Origin of the sequence: Paraburkholderia rhynchosiae, from assembly GCF_002879865.1 — a bacterium.
GTDB classification, from domain to species: Bacteria; Pseudomonadota; Gammaproteobacteria; order Burkholderiales; family Burkholderiaceae; genus Paraburkholderia; species Paraburkholderia rhynchosiae.
In genome coordinates, this window is record NZ_PNXY01000011.1 from 86,983 (window position 1) to 104,621 (window position 17,639).

15 protein-coding genes are annotated in these 17,639 nt (G+C 62.3%); 4 read left to right on the forward strand and 11 right to left on the reverse strand.

All coding sequences use genetic code 11. The annotated features are described in order from the left end of the window. Positions 1-21 precede the first annotated feature (21 nt). Positions 22-1,446 carry an aldehyde dehydrogenase family protein gene (locus C0Z16_RS17120; protein ID WP_102633312.1) on the reverse strand — a complete coding sequence of 475 codons (1,425 nt, stop codon included), beginning with the start codon at positions 1,444-1,446 and terminating at the stop codon, positions 22-24. A gap of 163 nt (positions 1,447-1,609) precedes the next feature. After that, complete coding sequence (locus C0Z16_RS17125; protein ID WP_102633423.1) at positions 1,610-3,202, reverse strand: ABC-F family ATPase; 1,593 nt, start codon at positions 3,200-3,202, stop codon at positions 1,610-1,612. Between the two features lie 319 nt (positions 3,203-3,521). Between C0Z16_RS17125 and C0Z16_RS17130 the strand changes: the two genes are divergently transcribed. Next, positions 3,522-3,731, forward strand: coding sequence for a dodecin (locus C0Z16_RS17130; RefSeq protein WP_027777217.1), 210 nt, complete (start codon positions 3,522-3,524; stop codon positions 3,729-3,731). Positions 3,732-3,890: 159 nt separating this feature from the next. On the opposite strand, the gene C0Z16_RS17135 is transcribed toward C0Z16_RS17130, so the two are convergent. Genes C0Z16_RS17135 through C0Z16_RS17150 form a run of 4 tightly spaced genes read right to left on the reverse strand, consistent with a single transcriptional unit; the run spans position 3,891 to position 8,759 of the window. Beyond that, complete coding sequence (locus tag C0Z16_RS17135; protein ID WP_102633313.1) at positions 3,891-4,976, reverse strand: BMP family ABC transporter substrate-binding protein; 1,086 nt, start codon at positions 4,974-4,976, stop codon at positions 3,891-3,893. A 56-nt stretch (positions 4,977-5,032) separates the two neighbouring features. Continuing rightward, the gene (locus C0Z16_RS17140; protein WP_102633314.1) at positions 5,033-5,962 is read right to left on the reverse strand and encodes an ABC transporter permease; all 930 of its coding nucleotides are present in this window, start codon (positions 5,960-5,962) and stop codon (positions 5,033-5,035) included. A 28-nt stretch (positions 5,963-5,990) separates the two neighbouring features. Next, positions 5,991-7,097 (reverse strand): ABC transporter permease, encoded by a 1,107-nt coding sequence (locus C0Z16_RS17145; RefSeq protein ID WP_102633315.1) that lies wholly within the window; start codon positions 7,095-7,097, stop codon positions 5,991-5,993. Positions 7,098-7,157: 60 nt separating this feature from the next. Beyond that, positions 7,158-8,759, reverse strand: a complete 1,602-nt coding sequence (locus tag C0Z16_RS17150) for an ABC transporter ATP-binding protein (protein ID WP_102633316.1) — start codon at positions 8,757-8,759, stop codon at positions 7,158-7,160. 250 nt (positions 8,760-9,009) lie between these two features. Between C0Z16_RS17150 and C0Z16_RS17155 the strand changes: the two genes are divergently transcribed. Continuing rightward, on the forward strand, positions 9,010-9,942 hold the full coding sequence (locus tag C0Z16_RS17155; RefSeq protein WP_102633317.1) for a LysR substrate-binding domain-containing protein: 933 nt from the start codon (positions 9,010-9,012) through the stop codon (positions 9,940-9,942). A 285-nt stretch (positions 9,943-10,227) separates the two neighbouring features. Here the strand turns inward: C0Z16_RS17155 and C0Z16_RS17160 are convergent, their stop codons facing one another. Next, positions 10,228-11,634 (reverse strand): 8-oxoguanine deaminase, encoded by a 1,407-nt coding sequence (locus tag C0Z16_RS17160; RefSeq protein WP_102633318.1) that lies wholly within the window; start codon positions 11,632-11,634, stop codon positions 10,228-10,230. 547 nt (positions 11,635-12,181) lie between these two features. Here C0Z16_RS17160 and uraH point away from each other — a divergent pair. Both uraH and C0Z16_RS17175 read left to right on the forward strand, forming a co-directional pair. After that, a complete protein-coding gene (gene uraH / locus C0Z16_RS17170; protein ID WP_102633319.1) occupies positions 12,182-12,535 on the forward strand; it encodes a hydroxyisourate hydrolase in 354 nt (117 codons plus the stop codon). A gap of 189 nt (positions 12,536-12,724) precedes the next feature. Next, positions 12,725-13,918 carry a urate hydroxylase PuuD gene (locus tag C0Z16_RS17175; RefSeq protein ID WP_102633320.1) on the forward strand — a complete coding sequence of 398 codons (1,194 nt, stop codon included), beginning with the start codon at positions 12,725-12,727 and terminating at the stop codon, positions 13,916-13,918. Positions 13,919-14,452: 534 nt separating this feature from the next. Here the strand turns inward: C0Z16_RS17175 and C0Z16_RS17180 are convergent. From C0Z16_RS17180 to puuE, 4 genes are all read right to left on the reverse strand, one after another. After that, entirely contained in the window at positions 14,453-14,965 is a 513-nt protein-coding gene (locus tag C0Z16_RS17180; protein ID WP_102633424.1) for an ureidoglycolate lyase, read from the reverse strand. Next, on the reverse strand, positions 14,965-15,975 hold the full coding sequence (gene alc, locus C0Z16_RS17185; RefSeq protein WP_102633321.1) for an allantoicase: 1,011 nt from the start codon (positions 15,973-15,975) through the stop codon (positions 14,965-14,967). Before alc ends, C0Z16_RS17180 begins: the two co-directional genes overlap by 1 nt. An 86-nt stretch (positions 15,976-16,061) precedes the next feature. After that, a complete protein-coding gene (gene uraD / locus C0Z16_RS17190) occupies positions 16,062-16,583 on the reverse strand; it encodes a 2-oxo-4-hydroxy-4-carboxy-5-ureidoimidazoline decarboxylase (RefSeq protein ID WP_102633322.1) in 522 nt (173 codons plus the stop codon). Beyond that, positions 16,580-17,530: an allantoinase PuuE gene (gene puuE, locus C0Z16_RS17195; protein WP_102633425.1), complete on the reverse strand. Its 951-nt coding sequence runs from the start codon at positions 17,528-17,530 to the stop codon at positions 16,580-16,582. The genes uraD and puuE overlap by 4 nt, the downstream gene beginning before the upstream one ends. Positions 17,531-17,639: the final 109 nt, after the last annotated feature.

The following is a 17,639-nucleotide window of genomic DNA, read 5'->3' on the forward strand; positions in this document are numbered from 1 at the left end:
CATTGATGCCGGTCACCCGAATCAAACTTTGAATTGCATGGACTTGAGTTCGAGATACTCGTCCAGCCCGTAAACGCCGTTTTCGCGCCCAAAGCCTGATTGCTTGAAGCCGCCGAACGGCGCGGCCATGTTCCATGTGCCGCCGTTGATGTCCACCTGGCCCGTGCGGATGCGCCGCGCGACGGCGGCCGCATGCTCATCGCTGCCGGCCCACACCGCACCACCGAGGCCATACGGTGAATCGTTGGCAATCCGAATGGCTTCTTCTTCATCCTCGTAGGTGAGAATCGACAGAACCGGGCCGAAGATTTCCTCTTGCGCGATGGTCGCTTTCGGATGCACGCGGCCGAACACGGTCGGTTTGACAAAGAAGCCCTTCGAGACGCCGTCAGGCAGCCCCGCGCCGCCGGTTACGAGTTCCGCGCCCTCCTCGATCCCCTTAGCGATGTACTGCTGCACGCGCGCCTGCTGCGCCGCCGACGCCAATGGCCCGAGACGCGTCTTCTCATTACGCGGATCGCCCGGTGTGTAGCTCTCCGCCGCCTGTTTTGCGAGCGCTCGCGCTTCGTCGTAGCGTGCTTCGGGCACCAGCATGCGCGTGTGCGCCGAGCAGGTTTGTCCCGAGTTGAGGAAGCACGCGCCGACGGTGCCTTTTACAGCGGCGGTGAAATCGGCGTCGTCGAGAATGACAGAGGCCGACTTGCCGCCGAGTTCGAGCGCCACGCGCTTGACGGTCGCCGACGCCAGTTCGGACACGCGCTTGCCGGCGCGCGTGGAGCCGGTGAACGACACCATATCCACCGATGGATGACTCGCGAGAATTTCTCCGACCACCGGTCCATAACCGCTGACGAGATTGAATACACCCGCAGGCAGCCCGGCTTCGTGAATCGCCTCGGCGAGCACGAACGCATTCAGCGGCGCGATCTCGGACGGCTTTAACACCACCGTGCAACCGGCAGCGAGCGCCGCCGCGACCTTTAGCGTGATTTGATTGAGTGGATAGTTCCAGGGCGTGATGGCCGCAACCACGCCGACCGGCTCACGCACGACGAGCGAATTGCCGACGCGCTCCTCGTATTTGAAGCTGCTTGCGAGCTTCGCATACGCGTCCCAGTTGTACACGGGACTGCCGACCTGGATCGCCCGCGCGAGCTTCAGCGGCATGCCGACTTCGCCTGCGATCAGCGTGGCCAGTTCCTCTGTGCGCGCTTTCAGGTTTGCCGCGATTCTTTCCAGATACTCGCCGCGCTGTATGGCCGGCGTCGCGGCCCAGGCGTCGAAGGCGACGCGTGCGGAGGCGATCGCGGTTTCGGCATCGGCTTCGACACCTTCGGGGATGCGCCCCATGACTTCCTCGGTGCCCGAGTCGATCACGTCGATCGTGCCGGTGCCGCAGGGCGCAATCCATTTGCCGTCGATGTAGAGTTTGTCGTAGATCTTCATGATGGTCGGCCCCTGTCGCCAGACGTTGATTGTCCTATTCTAACCAGCGCCGAGGCAACGGTTGGTTCGGGAGCTTCGCGCCATGAAAAAAGCCCGCTTCGAAGAAGCGGGCTTTGCGTTTGCAGCGGATGGATACTCGCTGACTCAATGCGGCCGGCGAACTTTATTGCACGCCCTGGCTCGTCAAAAAGTCCTCGTAATTCCCACCGAAGTCGTTCAGCGTGCCGTCCGTCTTCACTTCGATAATCCGGTTGGCCAGGCCGCTGACAAACTCACGGTCGTGCGAAACGAAGATCAGCGTGCCTTCGAACTTGTCGAGCGCGATTTGCAGCGACTCGATCGATTCCATGTCCATGTGGTTGGTCGGCTCGTCCATCAGTAGCACGTTGTGGCGGCCGAGCATCAGCTTGCCCCAGATCATGCGGCCCTTCTCGCCGCCCGACAGCACCTTGACCGACTTGCGGATGTCGTCCGCATTGAAAAGCAGCCGGCCGAGCGTGCCCCGCACCATCTGCTCGTCGTCGCCTTCCTTGCGGTAGGCGTCGATCCAGTCCATTAGCGTGACGTCGTTCGGAAACTCTTCGTACGTGTCCTGCGGCATGTAGCCGACGTTCGCGTTCTCGGCCCACTTCACCGTACCGTGATCGAGTTGCAGATTGCCGAGCAGCGAGCGCAGCAGCGTGGTCTTGCCCGCGCCGTTCTCGCCGATGATCGCAATGCGCTCGCCCGGCTGCACACTGATGCTGAAATTATTGAAAATGGTGCGCTCGTATTTCTTCGAGATGCTGTCCGCGACCACCGCAATGTTATGCAGCTTCTTCTCGTACTCGAAGCGGATAAATGGATTCTGCCGCGACGACGGTTTGAATTCCTCGATCTTGATCTTGTCGATCATCTTCAGACGGCTGGTGGCCTGACGCGCCTTCGACTTGTTCGCAGAGAAGCGGCGCACGAAGTCCTGCAGGTCGGCGACGCGTTCCTTCGCCTTCGCGTTGGCGTTCTGCTGACGCTCGCGCGCCTGCGTGCTGGCCAGCATGTAGTCGTCGTAATTGCCCGGATAGACCTTCAGCGTGCCGAAGTCCATGTCGGCCATGTGCGTACAGACCTGGTTCAGGAAGTGGCGGTCGTGCGAGATGATGATCATCGTCGAGTTGTACTGGTTGAGCACGTCTTCCAGCCAACGGATAGAGTTGATGTCCAGGTTGTTGGTCGGCTCGTCCAGCAGCAGCACGTCCGGCTTCGAGAACAGCGCCTGCGCGAGCAGCACCCGCAGCTTCCAGCCAGGTGCCACATTGCTCATCGGGCCGTTGTGATCCTCGATCGCAATGCCGATGCCGAGCAGCAGTTCGCCCGCGCGCGCTTCGGCCGTGTAGCCGTCATATTCGGCGAACTTGGCTTCGAGTTCGGCGGCGTGCATGTAGTCGTCGTCGGTCGCGTCGGGGTTCGCGTAAATCGCGTCGCGCTCGGTCATGGCGGCCCACATTTCGGCGTGGCCCATCATCACGACGTCGAGCACGCGCACGTCTTCGTACGCGAACTGGTCCTGGCGCAGCTTACCGAGGCGCACGTTCGGCTCGAGCATGACGTTGCCTGAGCTCGGTTCCAGGTCGCCACCCAGAATTTTCATGAAGGTGGATTTGCCGCAGCCGTTTGCACCGATCAGACCATAGCGGTTCCCTCCCCCGAATTTGACCGAGATATTCTCGAAGAGGGGCTTTGGCCCGAATTGCATGGTGATGTTGGCAGTAGACAGCACGGCGCGTCCCTTTGAATGTGATATCGGCGAAAAACCCAATATTTTAGCAGGTTATCGCGAATCCAGCCCGCGCGCGCGGGGTACTACTGGCGGGCGGCGCCGTGCGGCGTCGGCCAATGTCGATGAATGCCCACAGGCCGGCCTCGCCGAGCCCCCATTGCCGCCGGGCCGCAACGATGGCTGGACCGTCAATTCTCTTCCGGAAGCCCGGCATATCGGGCATGCGCCGTGCGACATCACCCGTTCATGCGACGAACGATTTATCTGTCCGCGTTACCTATACTTTCTGAACGCCAACGAAGATCAAAGGAGAGACTTCATGTCAGACCACGTCTACAAGCAGATCGAACTGACCGGCTCATCGACGAAATCGATCGATGACGCCATCAGCACCGCGATCGCGAAAGCATCGAAGACGCTGCGCAACTTGCACTGGTTCGAAGTGACGGAAACCCGGGGCCAGATCGAAAACGACAAGGTCGCCTTCTGGCAGGTGACGATCAAGGTCGGGCTGCGCATCGACGATTGATGCGGCCGACGACGCCCGAGCGCCGCGGTACAGTGCGCGACTGGAACGAAAAGAGCTGCGTCCATAGCGGACGCAGCTCTTCGGCTTTCTATGCGGCGACGCTGAACACCACCACCTGCCGCAACGCAACGCAACGCAACGCAACGCAACGCAACAACGTTACTTCGGCAACGACCCGTCCACGCCCTCGACGTACCAGTTCAGACGTTGCAATTCGGGATCGGTCAGCGTCTTGCCGGCCGGCACCTTCACCGCGCCGGATTGATCCTTGATCGGACCGGCAAACACGTCCCACTTGCCGCCCGCCAGTTCGTCGCGCTTTGCGGCCACCTTCTTCTGCGCGTCAGCCGGAATCACCGACGTGTTCAGGTCTTCCAGGTTGACGGCCTTCTGCGGAATGCCCCACCACACCGGATCGTTCTTCCACTTGCCGTCGAGCACCTGCTGGATCGCCGCGTTGTAGTAGACGCCCCAATGCGCGACCACCGACCCGAGATGCGCGCTGGGACCGAACTTCTTCATGTCGGAATCCCAGCCGAACGCATGCACATGTTTCTCCGATGCGGTCGCGAGCGTCGCGCTGGAATCGGTGTTCTGCAACAGCACGTCGGCGCCCTGGCCGATCAGCGTTTCGGCGGCCTGCTTTTCCTTGCCCGGATCGAACCAGCTATTGATCCAGATGACCTTCGTATGCACCTTCGGATTCACCGAGCGCGCGCCGAGCGTGTACGCGTTGATGTTGCGAACCACTTCGGGAATCGGCACCGAAGCCACGAAGCCAAGCGTGTTCGTCTTCGTCACGTAGCCTGCGGCGACACCGGCCAGATATGCGCCCTGGTACATGCGCACGTCATAGGTGCCGAAGTTCGGCGCTTTCTTGTAGCCGGTTGCGTGCAGGAACACCGTGTCCGGGAAATCCTTCGCGACCTTCAGCTCGAAGTCCTGATAGCCGAAGCTCGAACCGATGATGACCTTGTTGCCCTTGTTCGCCAGATCGCGGAATACACGCTCCGAGTCGGCTGATTCCGGCACGTTCTCGATGCGCGTGATCTTGATCTTGTTGCCGAACTTTGCTTCGGCTTCCTTCGAGCCCTGGTCGTGCGCGAAGGTCCAGCCGGCATCCCCCGGATTGCCGAGATAGACGAACGCGACGCCCGGCGCATCCGCCGCCTGTGCGGACTGCGCGGCGAGCGCGAGCGACGCCGCGCCCCATGCGAAAGCGGTCAGCAGATTTCTTCTCTTCATGTTTTCTCCTGTCGTGTTTATCGGATCATTGAAACGTGTGGCCGCTCATGTGCCCCTCAGCCCGCCGAGAAAAACGGCTTGCCAAGCGATGCCGGCGCGTTCAGGCGAATCGTGTTCGGGTTGCGCGAGATCAGCACCAGCACGACGACCGTGGCGAAGTACGGCAGCATCGCGAGGAATTGCGTCGGCATGGGCACGCCGATCGCCTGCGCGTAGAACTGCAGACCCGTCACAGCGCCGAACAGCAGCGCGCCGATCAACAGGCGCCCCGGGCGCCACGTCGCGAATACGACGAGCGCGAGTGCGATCCAGCCGCGGCCCGACGTGAGCTGTTCCTGCCACAAGTGCAGATTGACGATCGAGTAGTAGCCGCCGGCAAGCCCCGCCATGCCGCCGCCGAACGCGACCGCACCATAGCGCACGCCGACCACCGGAAAACCGACCGAATGCGCGACCTGCGGCGATTCACCGACCGAACGCAGCACAAGCCCAGCGCGCGTGCGATACAGAAACCAGCCGATCGCGGCGAACATCAGGAACGCGAGGTAATCGAGCGGCGTGAGGCTGAAGAGCGCGGGCCCGAGCACGGGAATCTTCGAGAGACCGGGAATGGTCCACGTGTCGATGGTCGCGCGTACCGCTGCCGACGTGTACGGCTTGCCGACATACGCGGAGAGGCCGATGCCGAAGATCGTCAGCGAGAGCCCCGTAGCGACCTGGTTGGCGAGCATGGTGAGCGTGAGAAACGCGAACAGCAGCGACATCGCGAGACCCGCGCCGATCGCAGCGACCACGCCGAGCCACGGGTTGCCGGTGATCGCAGTGACCGCATAGCCGGTCACGGCGCCCATCAGCATCATGCCCTCCACGCCGAGATTGAGAACGCCCGACTTTTCGGCGACGAGTTCGCCCGCGCCCGCGAACATAAGCGGAATCGCTGCGGTGACGGCGCTCGACGTGAGCGCGCTGGCTTGTTGAATATCCATAAAATGCGGCAGCTAAGCGGTAGACGGGTCAGTGGGCTTGCGCGGCAACGGAGCGCCGGCGCACACGGTAATTCACGAACAGATCGGCACCCAGCAGGCAGAACAGCAGCAGTCCCTGAAACACGCCGGAGAGCGCCTGCGGCAACTGCATCGAGGTCTGCACCGCTTCGCCGCCGAGATAGAGCAGCGCCATCAGCAGACTCGCGAGCACGATGCCGACCGGATGCAACCGCCCGACGAACACGACGATGATCGCGGTAAAGCCGTAACCCGGCGACCACGTCGCCTGCAACTGGCCGATCGGACCGGCGATCTCGCCCATGCCCGCGAGACCCGCGAGGCCGCCGCTGATAAGCAGCGACATCCAGATGGTTTTCTTGTCGGAGAAACCCGCGTAGCGCGCGGCGAGCGGAGCGAGACCGCCGACGTTCATCCGATAACCGGCAAAGCTCTTGCGCATGAAAAGCCACACGAGCGGAATTGCGATCAGCGTAACGAAAACCGATGCATTCAGACGCGTGCCGCGCAGCCACTTCCAGTGCCAGTCGCCGTAAAACGTCGGATAGAGCGCGTCGCCGCTGAACATTTCTGAGAGCGGAAAATTCATGCCCTGCGGATCGCGCCACGGGCCGCTCACAAGGTAGATCAGCAGTTGCGTCGCCACATACGTGAGCATCAGGCTTACGAGAATCTCGTTGGTGTTGAAACGGCTTTTCAGCAGCGCTGGAATCGCCGCCCACAACATGCCGCCGATCACACCGGCGATCATCATCAGCGGCAGGATCCACCAGCCGGTGGCCTGGTCGAGATAGATCGCGACACCGCTCGCGGCAATGCCGCCGAGCAGCATCTGCCCTTCCGCGCCGATGTTCCACACATTCGCGCGATAGCCGATCGCGAGACCAAGGCCGATCAGGCACAACGGCGAAGCCTTGAGCAACAGCTCGGACCAGCCGTTCACGCTCGAAAGCGGTTCGATGAAAAACGCGTGCATGGCCTGCAGCGGATCGCGACCAACGAGGCCGAAAATCACGAAGCCGATTGCGAGTGTAAGCAACGCGGCGATCAGCGGCACGGCGATCTGCATGGTGCGCGAGGGCGTCGTGCGCGCTTCGAGTCGATACGGAAAAATCATGGGTAGCGTGTGATTTATCGGATTCTAATTTAAGACGCGGATATTGACGCAGCCAGCGGCTCAGACATGCGCCGGCTGTTCCGCAGACGGCGCCGTGCCTTCTCGCCCGCCGAACAGGCCCGCCATCCAGCGGCCGATTTCCTCGGCGTTGGTCGCGCCCGTCGCGCGCACCGGCGAGAGCCTGCCGCCCGCCAGCACCGCGATGCGGTCGCAGATGTCGAACAGCTCTTCCAGTTCCTCCGAGATGACGAGGATGGCGACACCGCTTGCCGACAGATCGAGCAGTTGCTGGCGAATGAACGCGGCCGCGCCGACGTCGACGCCCCATGTGGGTTGCGCGACCACCAGCACCTTGGGCGCCTGAAGAATCTCGCGGCCCATGATGTACTTCTGCAGATTGCCGCCCGACAGACTTTGCGCTAGCGCTTCGGAGCCGCCGCAACGCACGTCGAAGGCTTCGATACAGCGCCGGGCAAACGCACGCATCGTGCCTGAATTGATCCAGCCCGAACTGACCATCTTCTGCCGATGCGCGGTAAGCAGCGCGTTTTCGGACAGCGTCATGGCCGGCACCGCTCCGCGGCCGAGCCGCTCTTCCGGCACGAAGCCGAAGCCGAGCGCACGCCGGCCACCCGCGCCGAGACGCCCCGCGGGCTTGCCGCAGATGGTGACGGCGTCCGCGCGCAGACCCCGCTTCTCTCCTGACAGCGCCGACAGCAATTCCGCCTGACCGTTGCCCGAGACGCCCGCAATGCCGAAGATCTCGCCCGCATGCACGGCGAACGACACGTTATCGAGCGACGTGCCGAACGGGTCGTCGCTCGCCACGGACAACGCCTTCACGTCGAGCAGCACCGCACCCGGATTATGTTCGCGACGCGTGTAGTCGGGCAGCGAATGGCCGACCATCAACTGGGCGAGCGACGCATGCGTTTCTTCTTTCGGCTTTACGTGGCCGGTTACGCGGCCGCCGCGCATCACCGTCGCGGTGTCGCACAGTTCCTGGATTTCATCGAGTTTGTGGCTGATGTAGAGAATGCTGCAGCCTTCGGCGGCAAGACGGCGCAATGTCGCGAACAGCTTGCGCACCGCTTGCGGCGTGAGCACGGATGTGGGTTCGTCCATGATCAGCAAGCGCGGGTTCTGCAGCAGGCAGCGCACGATCTCGACGCGCTGCCGCTCGCCCACGGTCAGGCTATGCACGTGACGTTGCGGGTCGATATCGAGGCCGTAGTCGGCGGAGACTTCGCGGATACGTTTCGCGAGCGCTTTCAGATCGAAGGGTTCGTCGAGTGCAAGCGCGATGTTTTCGCCGACCGTGAGCGTCTCGAACAGCGAAAAGTGCTGAAACACCATGCCGATGCCGAGCTTGCGCGCCGCCGCGGGGCTCGCGATGTCGACCGCCTCGCCTTCCCAGTGGATCTCGCCGGCATCGGGCCGCACCGCGCCGTAGATGACTTTCATCAGCGTGCTTTTGCCGGCGCCGTTTTCGCCGAGCACAGCATGGATCTCACCCGGCGCGACGATCAGCGTGACGTCGTCGTTGGCACGCACGGCCGGATATTGTTTGGTGATGCCTTTGAGCATCAGCCGGGGCGCCGCCTGTTCCGGCCTCGTTGCCGGCTGCGCGGCGGCGCCGTCGCTATAAGAAGAGTCGCTCATGTGATTCCGTAGTGCGTCAGTGACTGCCGGTTGCCGTGCGTTCGTCCGCCTCGCCGGCGGCCGATCCGTCACCACAACCGGATGACAATACCTAATTCGACCCGCTCAGTCGAGCCGACAAAATTCGCCGAAACCCGCGCCACAGCAAGCTCTGCGGGTATGTCTCCCTTGACGCCGTTTTTCGTTCATATTAAAACGCATATACCCACACACCCATTCGATCAGCCAGCACATATATTTCGGAGAAGTCATGAGTCAGCAACGCGAGGCGATCGATACCTATCTTTTACGCGTCTTGCATACCCTGTTGATGGAACGCAGCGTCACGCGCGCGGCCGTCAAACTGAATCAATCGCAACCCGCGATCAGCGCCGCGCTGCGCCGTTTGCGCGACATCACCGGCGACCCGCTGCTGGTGCGCGGCAAATCGGGCATGGTGCCCACCGAATACGGCCTGCGCCTGCTCGAACCAGTGCAGAACGCGCTGCGCGAAATCGAGCGCATCAAGTTCCAGCAACACAACTTCGATCCTGCCACTTCCATCCGCTGCTACCGGATCGGCTGTCCGGACTACCTGAACGTGCTGTTCGTGCCGACGGTGGTCGAACGTTTTCGCCAGGCTGCGCCGAACGCGACGCTCGAATTCCATTCGCTCGGTCCCGCGTTCGACTATGAACTCGCGCTCGAGGACGGCAAGCTCGACATCGTCGTGGGCAACTGGCCGGAGCCGCCTGAGCAGTTGCATCTGTCGAATCTGTTCGTCGACCAGATTGTCTGCCTGATGAACAACGCACATCCGTTCGCCAAACGCGGCGGGCTCACGCTCGATCAGTACCTGAATGCCCCGCATCTCGCGCCGACTCCGTACTCGGTCGGCCAGCGCGGCGCGATCGACGTGCATCTCGCGCGCGAGCGGTTGAAGCGCCACGTGGTCGTTACGTTGCCGTACTTCAATCTCGCGCCGTATGTGCTGATCAAATCCGACCTGATCTTCACGACGACGCGCCTCTTCGCCGATTACTACGCCAAGTTCCTGCCGCTCACCGTGGTGCCCGCGCCGCTCGACTTTCCGCCGATGCAGTACTACCAGCTATGGCACGAGCGCGTGCATTACTCCGACGAAGTGCGCTGGCTGCGCAGCCTCGTCGCCGAAGCGACCAGGACGCTGATCGACAAGCCTTGAGGTGATGCTGCTGCGAGCGCCTGATGCGCTCGGTTGCTGCAAGCCCTTGGAGCCCTATTGCCGCAAGGCCTCAGGCGCCGTTGCTGCGAGCCTTCAGGCGCCCTTGCTGCAAGCCTTCACGCGCTATCGCCGCAAGGGTTTTGCCGCGCGGGCTTGCTCCAACTGTCGCCGCGAGCTGTGGCTAAGATTGCCGGCGGCTTTTACGCTGCTTTTGCGCCGCTTTTCTCAATCTCGCACGCCCGCCGCCAACCTCGCCCTCAACCTTCAGCCTGCTCGCCCGTTTTCTTACTGCGCGGCTTCATAAAGCGTGTTCGCCAGCCGGTTATGCCGCTCGATGACCGGCCCGATCTCCAGCGTCGCCAACTGTCCGTCCTTCACCACCATTTTGCCGCCGATCACACTATGACTCACCTGCGGCGGCGCGCAGAACACCAGCGCCGCGACCGGGTCATGCAACGCGCCCGCAAAGAGCGGCTGACGCAGATCGAACGCAACGAAATCCGCCGCCATACCTGGCGCGAGCGCGCCGATGTCATCGCGATTAAGCACCTTCGCGCCGCCGAGCGTGGCGATCTCCAGGGCCTCGCGCGCGGTCATTGCGTCCGGGCCGAACCCGACGCGCTGCAACAGCAACGCCTGGCGTACTTCTGCAACCATCTGCGCGCCATCGTTGGACGCGGAACCGTCCACGCCCAAACCGACCGGCACACCCGCGAGCCGCATCTTCCTGACCGGCGCGATGCCCGACGCGAGCCGCATGTTCGAGCACGGACAATGCGCAACCCCGGTTCCCGTACGCGCGAACAGTTCGATGCCGGCGTCGTCCAGCTGCACGCAGTGCGCATGCCAGACATCGCGCCCGACCCAGCCGAGGTCTTCCGCGTACTGCGCGGGCGTCATGCCGAACTTCTCGCGGGTATACACGATGTCGTTCGTGTTCTCGGCAAGATGCGTATGCAGCGACACGCCGTACTGCCGCGCCATCACCGCCGACTCGCGCATCAGATCGCGGCTCACCGAAAACGGCGAGCATGGCGCGACGACCATGCGCAGCATCGCGTAACGCCCTTCGTCGTGATACGTCTCGATCAGGCGCTGGGTGTCCTTCAGAATGTCCGCTTCACGTTCGACCACCGAATCGGGCGGCAAGCCGCCGTCTTTCTGTCCCACGCTCATGCTGCCGCGCGCCGCATGAAAACGCATACCGATGCGCCGCGCCGCAGCGATGCTGTCATCGAGCCGGCTGCCGTTCGGATAGATATACAAGTGATCGCTCGACGTCGTGCAACCGGAGAGCAACAGCTCGGCCATTGCGGTCAACGTGGAGACTTCCATCATCTCCGGCGTGAGGTTCGCCCACACCTTATAGAGGCTCGTGAGCCAGCCGAACAGCTCGGCGTTCTGCGCCGCAGGAATTGCGCGCGTCAGGCTCTGATACATGTGGTGATGCGTGTTCACGAGGCCGGGAATCACCAGATGCCCGCGCATGTCCAGCACTTCGTCTGCTGTTTGCGGCAAGTCCGCTGTCGGTCCTACCGCGACGATGCGGTTGTCCTCGATATAGAGACCGCCGTCGCGCAGTTCGCGCCGTGCGCCGTCCATTGTGACCAGCACGTCCGCGTGTTTCACCAGCATTGTTCTGGTCGGCTTGCCGGGCTTGTGTGGCATGTGCGCCGCCTGTTCCATCGTCATCCGTTTCTCCGCCTGATTGCTTCCGTGCAAAGTCGTCCGAACGCGATGTGACGGCGCATGAGCCGCGCCGCCGCGTCCCGTCGAACGCCGTTGGCCCGGTTACCCAGCGTGTTGCGCCGTCTTCGGGACGTGTGCCGCGCTGAAGCCCGCTGCATTCACTCGGGGCTTGTCGTTGCTGCGGCGCACAGGCGTAACCTTCGGCGGCCAAAATAACGCTGACAACTCACGCCGTTGCGATAACCATCCTCAGGCTGCCGATATAGTGGGCCATTTTTGACGCCGGTACGATCCAACGGGAATGCGATGCGCTGCGACGATTGCGCGACTCCATTCGCCGCGCGTTGCAGCAGACTGTCCGTCATGCGCCAGCTATTATCTTTCCTATCTCGCGCGCGCAGGACGGAACAACCTTTTTACAATGGCTGCCACGGCGCTCGCTTCAATTCGCCGACGGGTATGTAGCCACTGACGTGGAGCCTCGATCCGCCGCAAACGTATCTGGATCGGGCTGCCGCCGAAACCTCGCAAACACACAAGGAAATTGCGAATGGGAAAGCTCACTACCCATGTGCTCGACACCGCGAACGGCCGTCCCGGCGCGGGCATCAAGGTCGAACTCTTCGCGCTCTCGGGCGATACGCGCCGCGCGCTGAAAACCACCATCACCAATGAAGACGGCCGCTGCGACGAACCGCTGCTGCAAGGCGACGCGCTAGTCGCGGGCGAGTACGAGCTCGTGTTTGCCGCAGGGGATTACTTCGCGTCGATCGGCACGAAGGTGCCGGAGCCGCGTTTCGTCGATCGTGTTGTGTTGCGCTTCGGCGTGGCCGATGCCGGCGCGCATTATCACGTGCCGCTGCTCGTGTCGCCGTGGTCGTACAGCACGTATCGCGGCAGCTGACAGGTACTTGCCGAATCCGCGCGGCTTTCTGAAGACATCAACAACAAACGACGTCGTGCGAACTGAACGCACCGCGTCTTTCACCCGCAGTTCGCGTGGTGACGTCCCGCCTGTGCACGATCCGTCAGCCGGATATGTGACGCGCCGAACGTCGCCGCGCGAACAACGAATCAGAAGTGGAGGAGTTTCATGGAAGGCTTTATCACCGACTGGTTGAATCTCGCGATTCGCTGGTTCCACGTCGTCGCCGCGATTGCATGGATCGGCGAGTCGTTCTATTTCGTCGCGCTCGACAACAGCCTGAAACCGCCGCATGACCCGAACCAGCGTAAGCGCGGCGTGTTCGGCGAACTGTGGCACGTGCACGGAGGCGGCTTCTACAACATGCAGAAGTACACCGTGGCGCCGCCGGAAATGCCGGACGATCTGCACTGGTCGAAGTGGCCGTCTTACACCACGTGGCTGTCTGGCTTCGGCCTTTTCACGGTGTTGTATCTGTTTTCGCCGTCCACGTATCTGATCGACAAGAACGTGCTCGATATGGGCCCAGTGGTTGCCGTCGCGTCGGCGCTCGGTTTCCTTGCTGCAGGGTGGATTGTGTACGACTCGCTGTGCCGTCTTCTCGGCAACAAGGACAGGGTGCTCGGCATCTGCGTGGGCGTGTACGTGCTGATCGCGGCATGGCTTGCGTGCCATATCTTCGCGGGGCGCGCGGCGTATCTGATCATGGGCGCGATGCTCGCCACGATCATGTCGGCCAACGTGTTCTTCGTGATCATCCCGGGCCAGCGCAAGATGGTCGACGCGATGCTCAAGGGCGACACGCCGAACCCTATCTACGGCAAGCGCGGCAAGCAACGCTCGGTGCACAACACGTATTTCACATTGCCGGTCGTGTTCGCGATGCTGTCGAACCACTACGCGATGACCTACACGCATCCGTACAACTGGGCCGTGCTGCTCGTCATCATGCTGGCCGGTGCGCTGATCCGCCAGTTCTTCGTGATGCGTCACCGTGGCCAGGTGCTGTGGTATCTGCCGCTAGCCGGTATCGCGCTGATGTTCGGCGCCCTCTTCTGGACCATGCCGAAGCCGATGGTGCCGCAAGCGCAAGCGGCCAACGCGCCGACGGTGAAGGTGGCCGACATCGCGCCGGTGCTGCAACAACGGTGCGTGGCATGCCACTCCGCACATCCGACGATGATGGGCAGCGCCCCGGCCGGCGTGCTGCTCGACACGCCGGATGAAATCTCGCAGAACGCACAACGGATCTATCAGCAAGCGGTGACGCTGAAGGCGATGCCGCTCGGCAACGTCACGCATATGACCGACGACGAGCGGATGAAAATCGCCGCCTGGTTCCAGGGTGGCGCGGCGAAGTAGTCTGGCATTGGCCTTTGTCGGGTCCAGTCTGATTGAGCGTCACAAAGCGGGCTTTTCGCGGAAGCGGAAAGCCCGCTTTTTATTCGCTGCTCTTTATCTCTTGCTGGTTGCCGCTTGCCGGGATCACGGCCGCGTGGATAACAAGCTCGCCGGCAATGCTGAGCGTGGGTCCGTGGGTCCGCGGTTCTCGTAGTCCAGCCGGAAAGCGTCATGAATCGCAGGTTTGCGCTCATCCCCGCGCACAGCGGGGACCAGATGTGGACAAGCGCTACACCGTGATGAGCAAGCCCGCACGCGCGTTAACAGGCTCCGGCTTCACATGCTCGCTGAAGGGCCGCGATGCAGAGCTTCTGCGACCCAGGGGTCGAACGATATCGGCATGTTAGCTATCATCGGCTGGCCGATTGGAACGGCGCGGGGGCAACTTGCGTTGAGCGCAGCCACGCAAGCGCGCATAGTCAGAAGCAAAGAGCCCACGGCATCCCTGCCGTGGGCTCCTGAGCATCAGCGAATAGCAACGCCGAAGCAAAAACCTTAGACTGTGACCGCGCTCAATGCATCTTCAGTCAGCCAGAGCGGCTCCGCCAGATCCTGCTCGTTGAGGTTAAGGCCCTCGCCGCCGCGATCCACGACGATAAAGTCGCTCACCTCGCCCAATGCGATCAGCGGATGGTGCCACACGCCCTTCGCATAGTTCACGCCCTGCCAGCCGCTCGTGACGAACGCACGGATCTTCGATTCATCCAACTCGCCCGCCGGCGCGACCACCACCAGATACGGCTTGTCGTTCAACGGCACGAAGGCCTGGCTGCCGAGCGGATGACGTTCGAGCATCTTCACCTCGAACGGCAGCGTGCGCGGCTGTCCGCGAAACAGGTTCACCAGCGTGCGGCCGTTCTGATCGGTCACGTCCACTTTCGCGAGATCGTGATACCGGATCGTGGTGCCGAGGTTGATCGGAACCTGCTTCGCGCCTTCGAGTTCGATCACGTCGCCGAACGCGGCGAACGCTTCCTTCGTCAACGGTTCGATTGGAAGCGTCTTCATCATGCGAGCGTGCCCCACAGACGCAGACGCGACACGCCGCCGTCCGGAATGATGTTAAAGCGCACGTGCGTGACCGGACCGAGCGCGGCGATTTCGCTTTCGAAGTAATGCTGCTTGTCCATTTGCAGCTTCTGCTCGCCCAACAGCACTGGCCAGAACATGGCCTGCGTGACCAGCGAACTGTCGGTGCCGCCCGTCACGTACGCGGCCTGAATCGAGCAGCGGTCGGGATAGTTACCCTTGAAGTGCGCCGTATCCACTTCGATTTTCGTGATCACGCCCGGTTGTGCGAGCGCGACGATCGCCCAGTCGTTGCCCGGTTCGCGACGGCGCCGTGTTTCCCAGCCGTCGCCCATGTTGACGCCACGGCCCGGCATCAGAATGGTCGATGCCGCGCCGAAGTGCTGATTGTTCGCGGCGACAAGATATGCACCGTTTTCCATCGCGGCCAGATCGAACTGCTCAGTGCGGCTCGCGCCCGCCCAGTCGACTTGGGGCTGACCATACACGCGCAGACGGGCAATGCCACCGTCTGGGTAGATGTTCACGCGCAGGTGCGTATAGGCGTTTTCGTCGCCGACTTCATGATAGTGATGGCTATTGCCCTGCAACGTAGTCGACGGAACGATTTCGGTCCATTGCGTCGACTGGCTCGGCACGCCGTCAATCACGCGCGCCGCTTCCACTGACGCCGCCGGCGGGAAGTTACCCGTAAAGTGGCTCGTATCCAGGTCCAGCCCCTTGATCACGCCCGGGCGCGCCAGCTTGACGATGCACCAGTCGTAGCCCGTCGCACGTTTGCGGCGGGTCTCCCAGCCGTCCATCCACTTGCCATGTTCGTCGTACTTGCCCGGAATGAAGACGGCCGGCTCCGGGTTCAGCATGCGCTCCTTCGGGGCGAAGAAGTCGTCGCTGGCCTCGAGCGCCTGCGCGCCCAGGCGCGGGTCCGCCAGGTTCACGTAGCGGCGCGTGAATTCGGGTGCGTTGGGGTCGAGAGTCGGGAGTGCCATCTTTGTCTTCCTAAATGTTTGTTAGTGCGAGAAAACGTTTCCGGTGCGAAGCCGCGGCGCGAAGCCGGGTGTGGGTCACACTTCGATCACGCGTCGATCAGATCGTCGAGCCGGAAACATGCGATACGGTAGATCTGGTCGAGGCTCGCGCGCAGTTCGTCGGCGCGGCTGTTGTTCACGCGCGCCTCGAAGTTCGCGATGATGCCGTGACGGTCGTAGCCGCGCACCGCGAGAATGAACGGAAAACCGAACTTCTCGCGATACGCGCTGTTCAGCGCAACGAGCTTGTCGAACTCTTCCTGCGTGCATTGCGCGAGACCGGCGCCGCTCTGCTCGCGTGTCGATTCAGCCGTGAGTTCGCCGCGCACCGCTGCCTTGCCGGCCAACTCGGGGTGCGCATTGATTAATGCGAGTTGCTTCTCTTCGCCCGCCGTCTCCACGACGTTCGACATCTTTCGATGCAACGCTTCGATGCTGGCAAACGGTCGCTCACACGCAGCGATTTCGGCGACCCACGGCGAGTGCTCGAAGATGCCCGACAGCGCCGCGACGAACGCATCGGTCGAAATGGTGTTGAGTTGGTCCAGTGTGTATTGCATCGCCTTCATGCCGCCGCCTCGCGGTTCTTTTGCTGGTAAGGATGATGTTCGCGCCAGTGCCGCGCGATGTCGATGCGCCGCGTCACCCACACGCGATCATGCTGTTCGATATGGTCGAGGAAACGCTGTAGCGCGCGAAAGCGCCCGGGGCGTCCGAGCAGGCGGCAATGCATGCCGATCGACAGCATCTTCGGCGCTTCGTCGCCTTCTTCGTAAAGCACGTCGAAGGCGTCGCGCAGATAGGTGAAAAAGTGATCCGCCGTGTTGAAGCCTTGCGGGCTTGCGAAGCGCATGTCGTTGGTGTCGAGCGTGTACGGCACGATCAGTTGCGGCACGCTTGAGCCGCCCGTCACTTCGACGTCCATCCAGAACGGCAGGTCGTCGCCGTAGTAATCGGAGTCGTACAGAAAGCCGCCATATTCGGCGACCAGCCGATGCGTGTTCGGACTGTCGCGACCGGTGTACCAGCCAAGCGGCCGCTCGCCCGTGACGCGTTCGATCGCCTCCATGCCGAGCCGCATATGCTCGGCTTCCTTTTCCGGCGACATGTCCTGATAGTGAATCCAGCGATAGCCATGACACGCGATCTCATGACCGAGTTCGACGAACGCGCGCGCCAGTTCGGGATACCGTTCGATCGCCATGCCGACGCCAAACACCGTGAGCGGCAGCCCGCGTTTTTCGAATTCGCGCAGAATGCGCCACACGCCCGCACGGGAGCCGTATTCGTAGATCGACTCCATGCTCATATGACGCGCCGGATATGCCGCCGCACCGACAATCTCCGACAAGAACTGCTCCGAGCCAGGGTCGCCGTGCAGCACGCAATTCTCACCACCCTCTTCGTAGTTGAGGACGAATTGCACCGCGACGCGCGCTTGCCCCGGCCAGTTCGCCTGCACTGGGTGGCGGCCGTAGCCGATCAGATCGCGTGGATAGTTGGGGTCGAGTGGCATGATTTGACGAATGCGTGTTGACGATACGTTGTGGCTCGCAAGGCGCGCTGCGAAAGCCGCTGAAGACCGTGCCTGACGTGACAGCGGCGGGAGCCGCGCCAGCATCCGA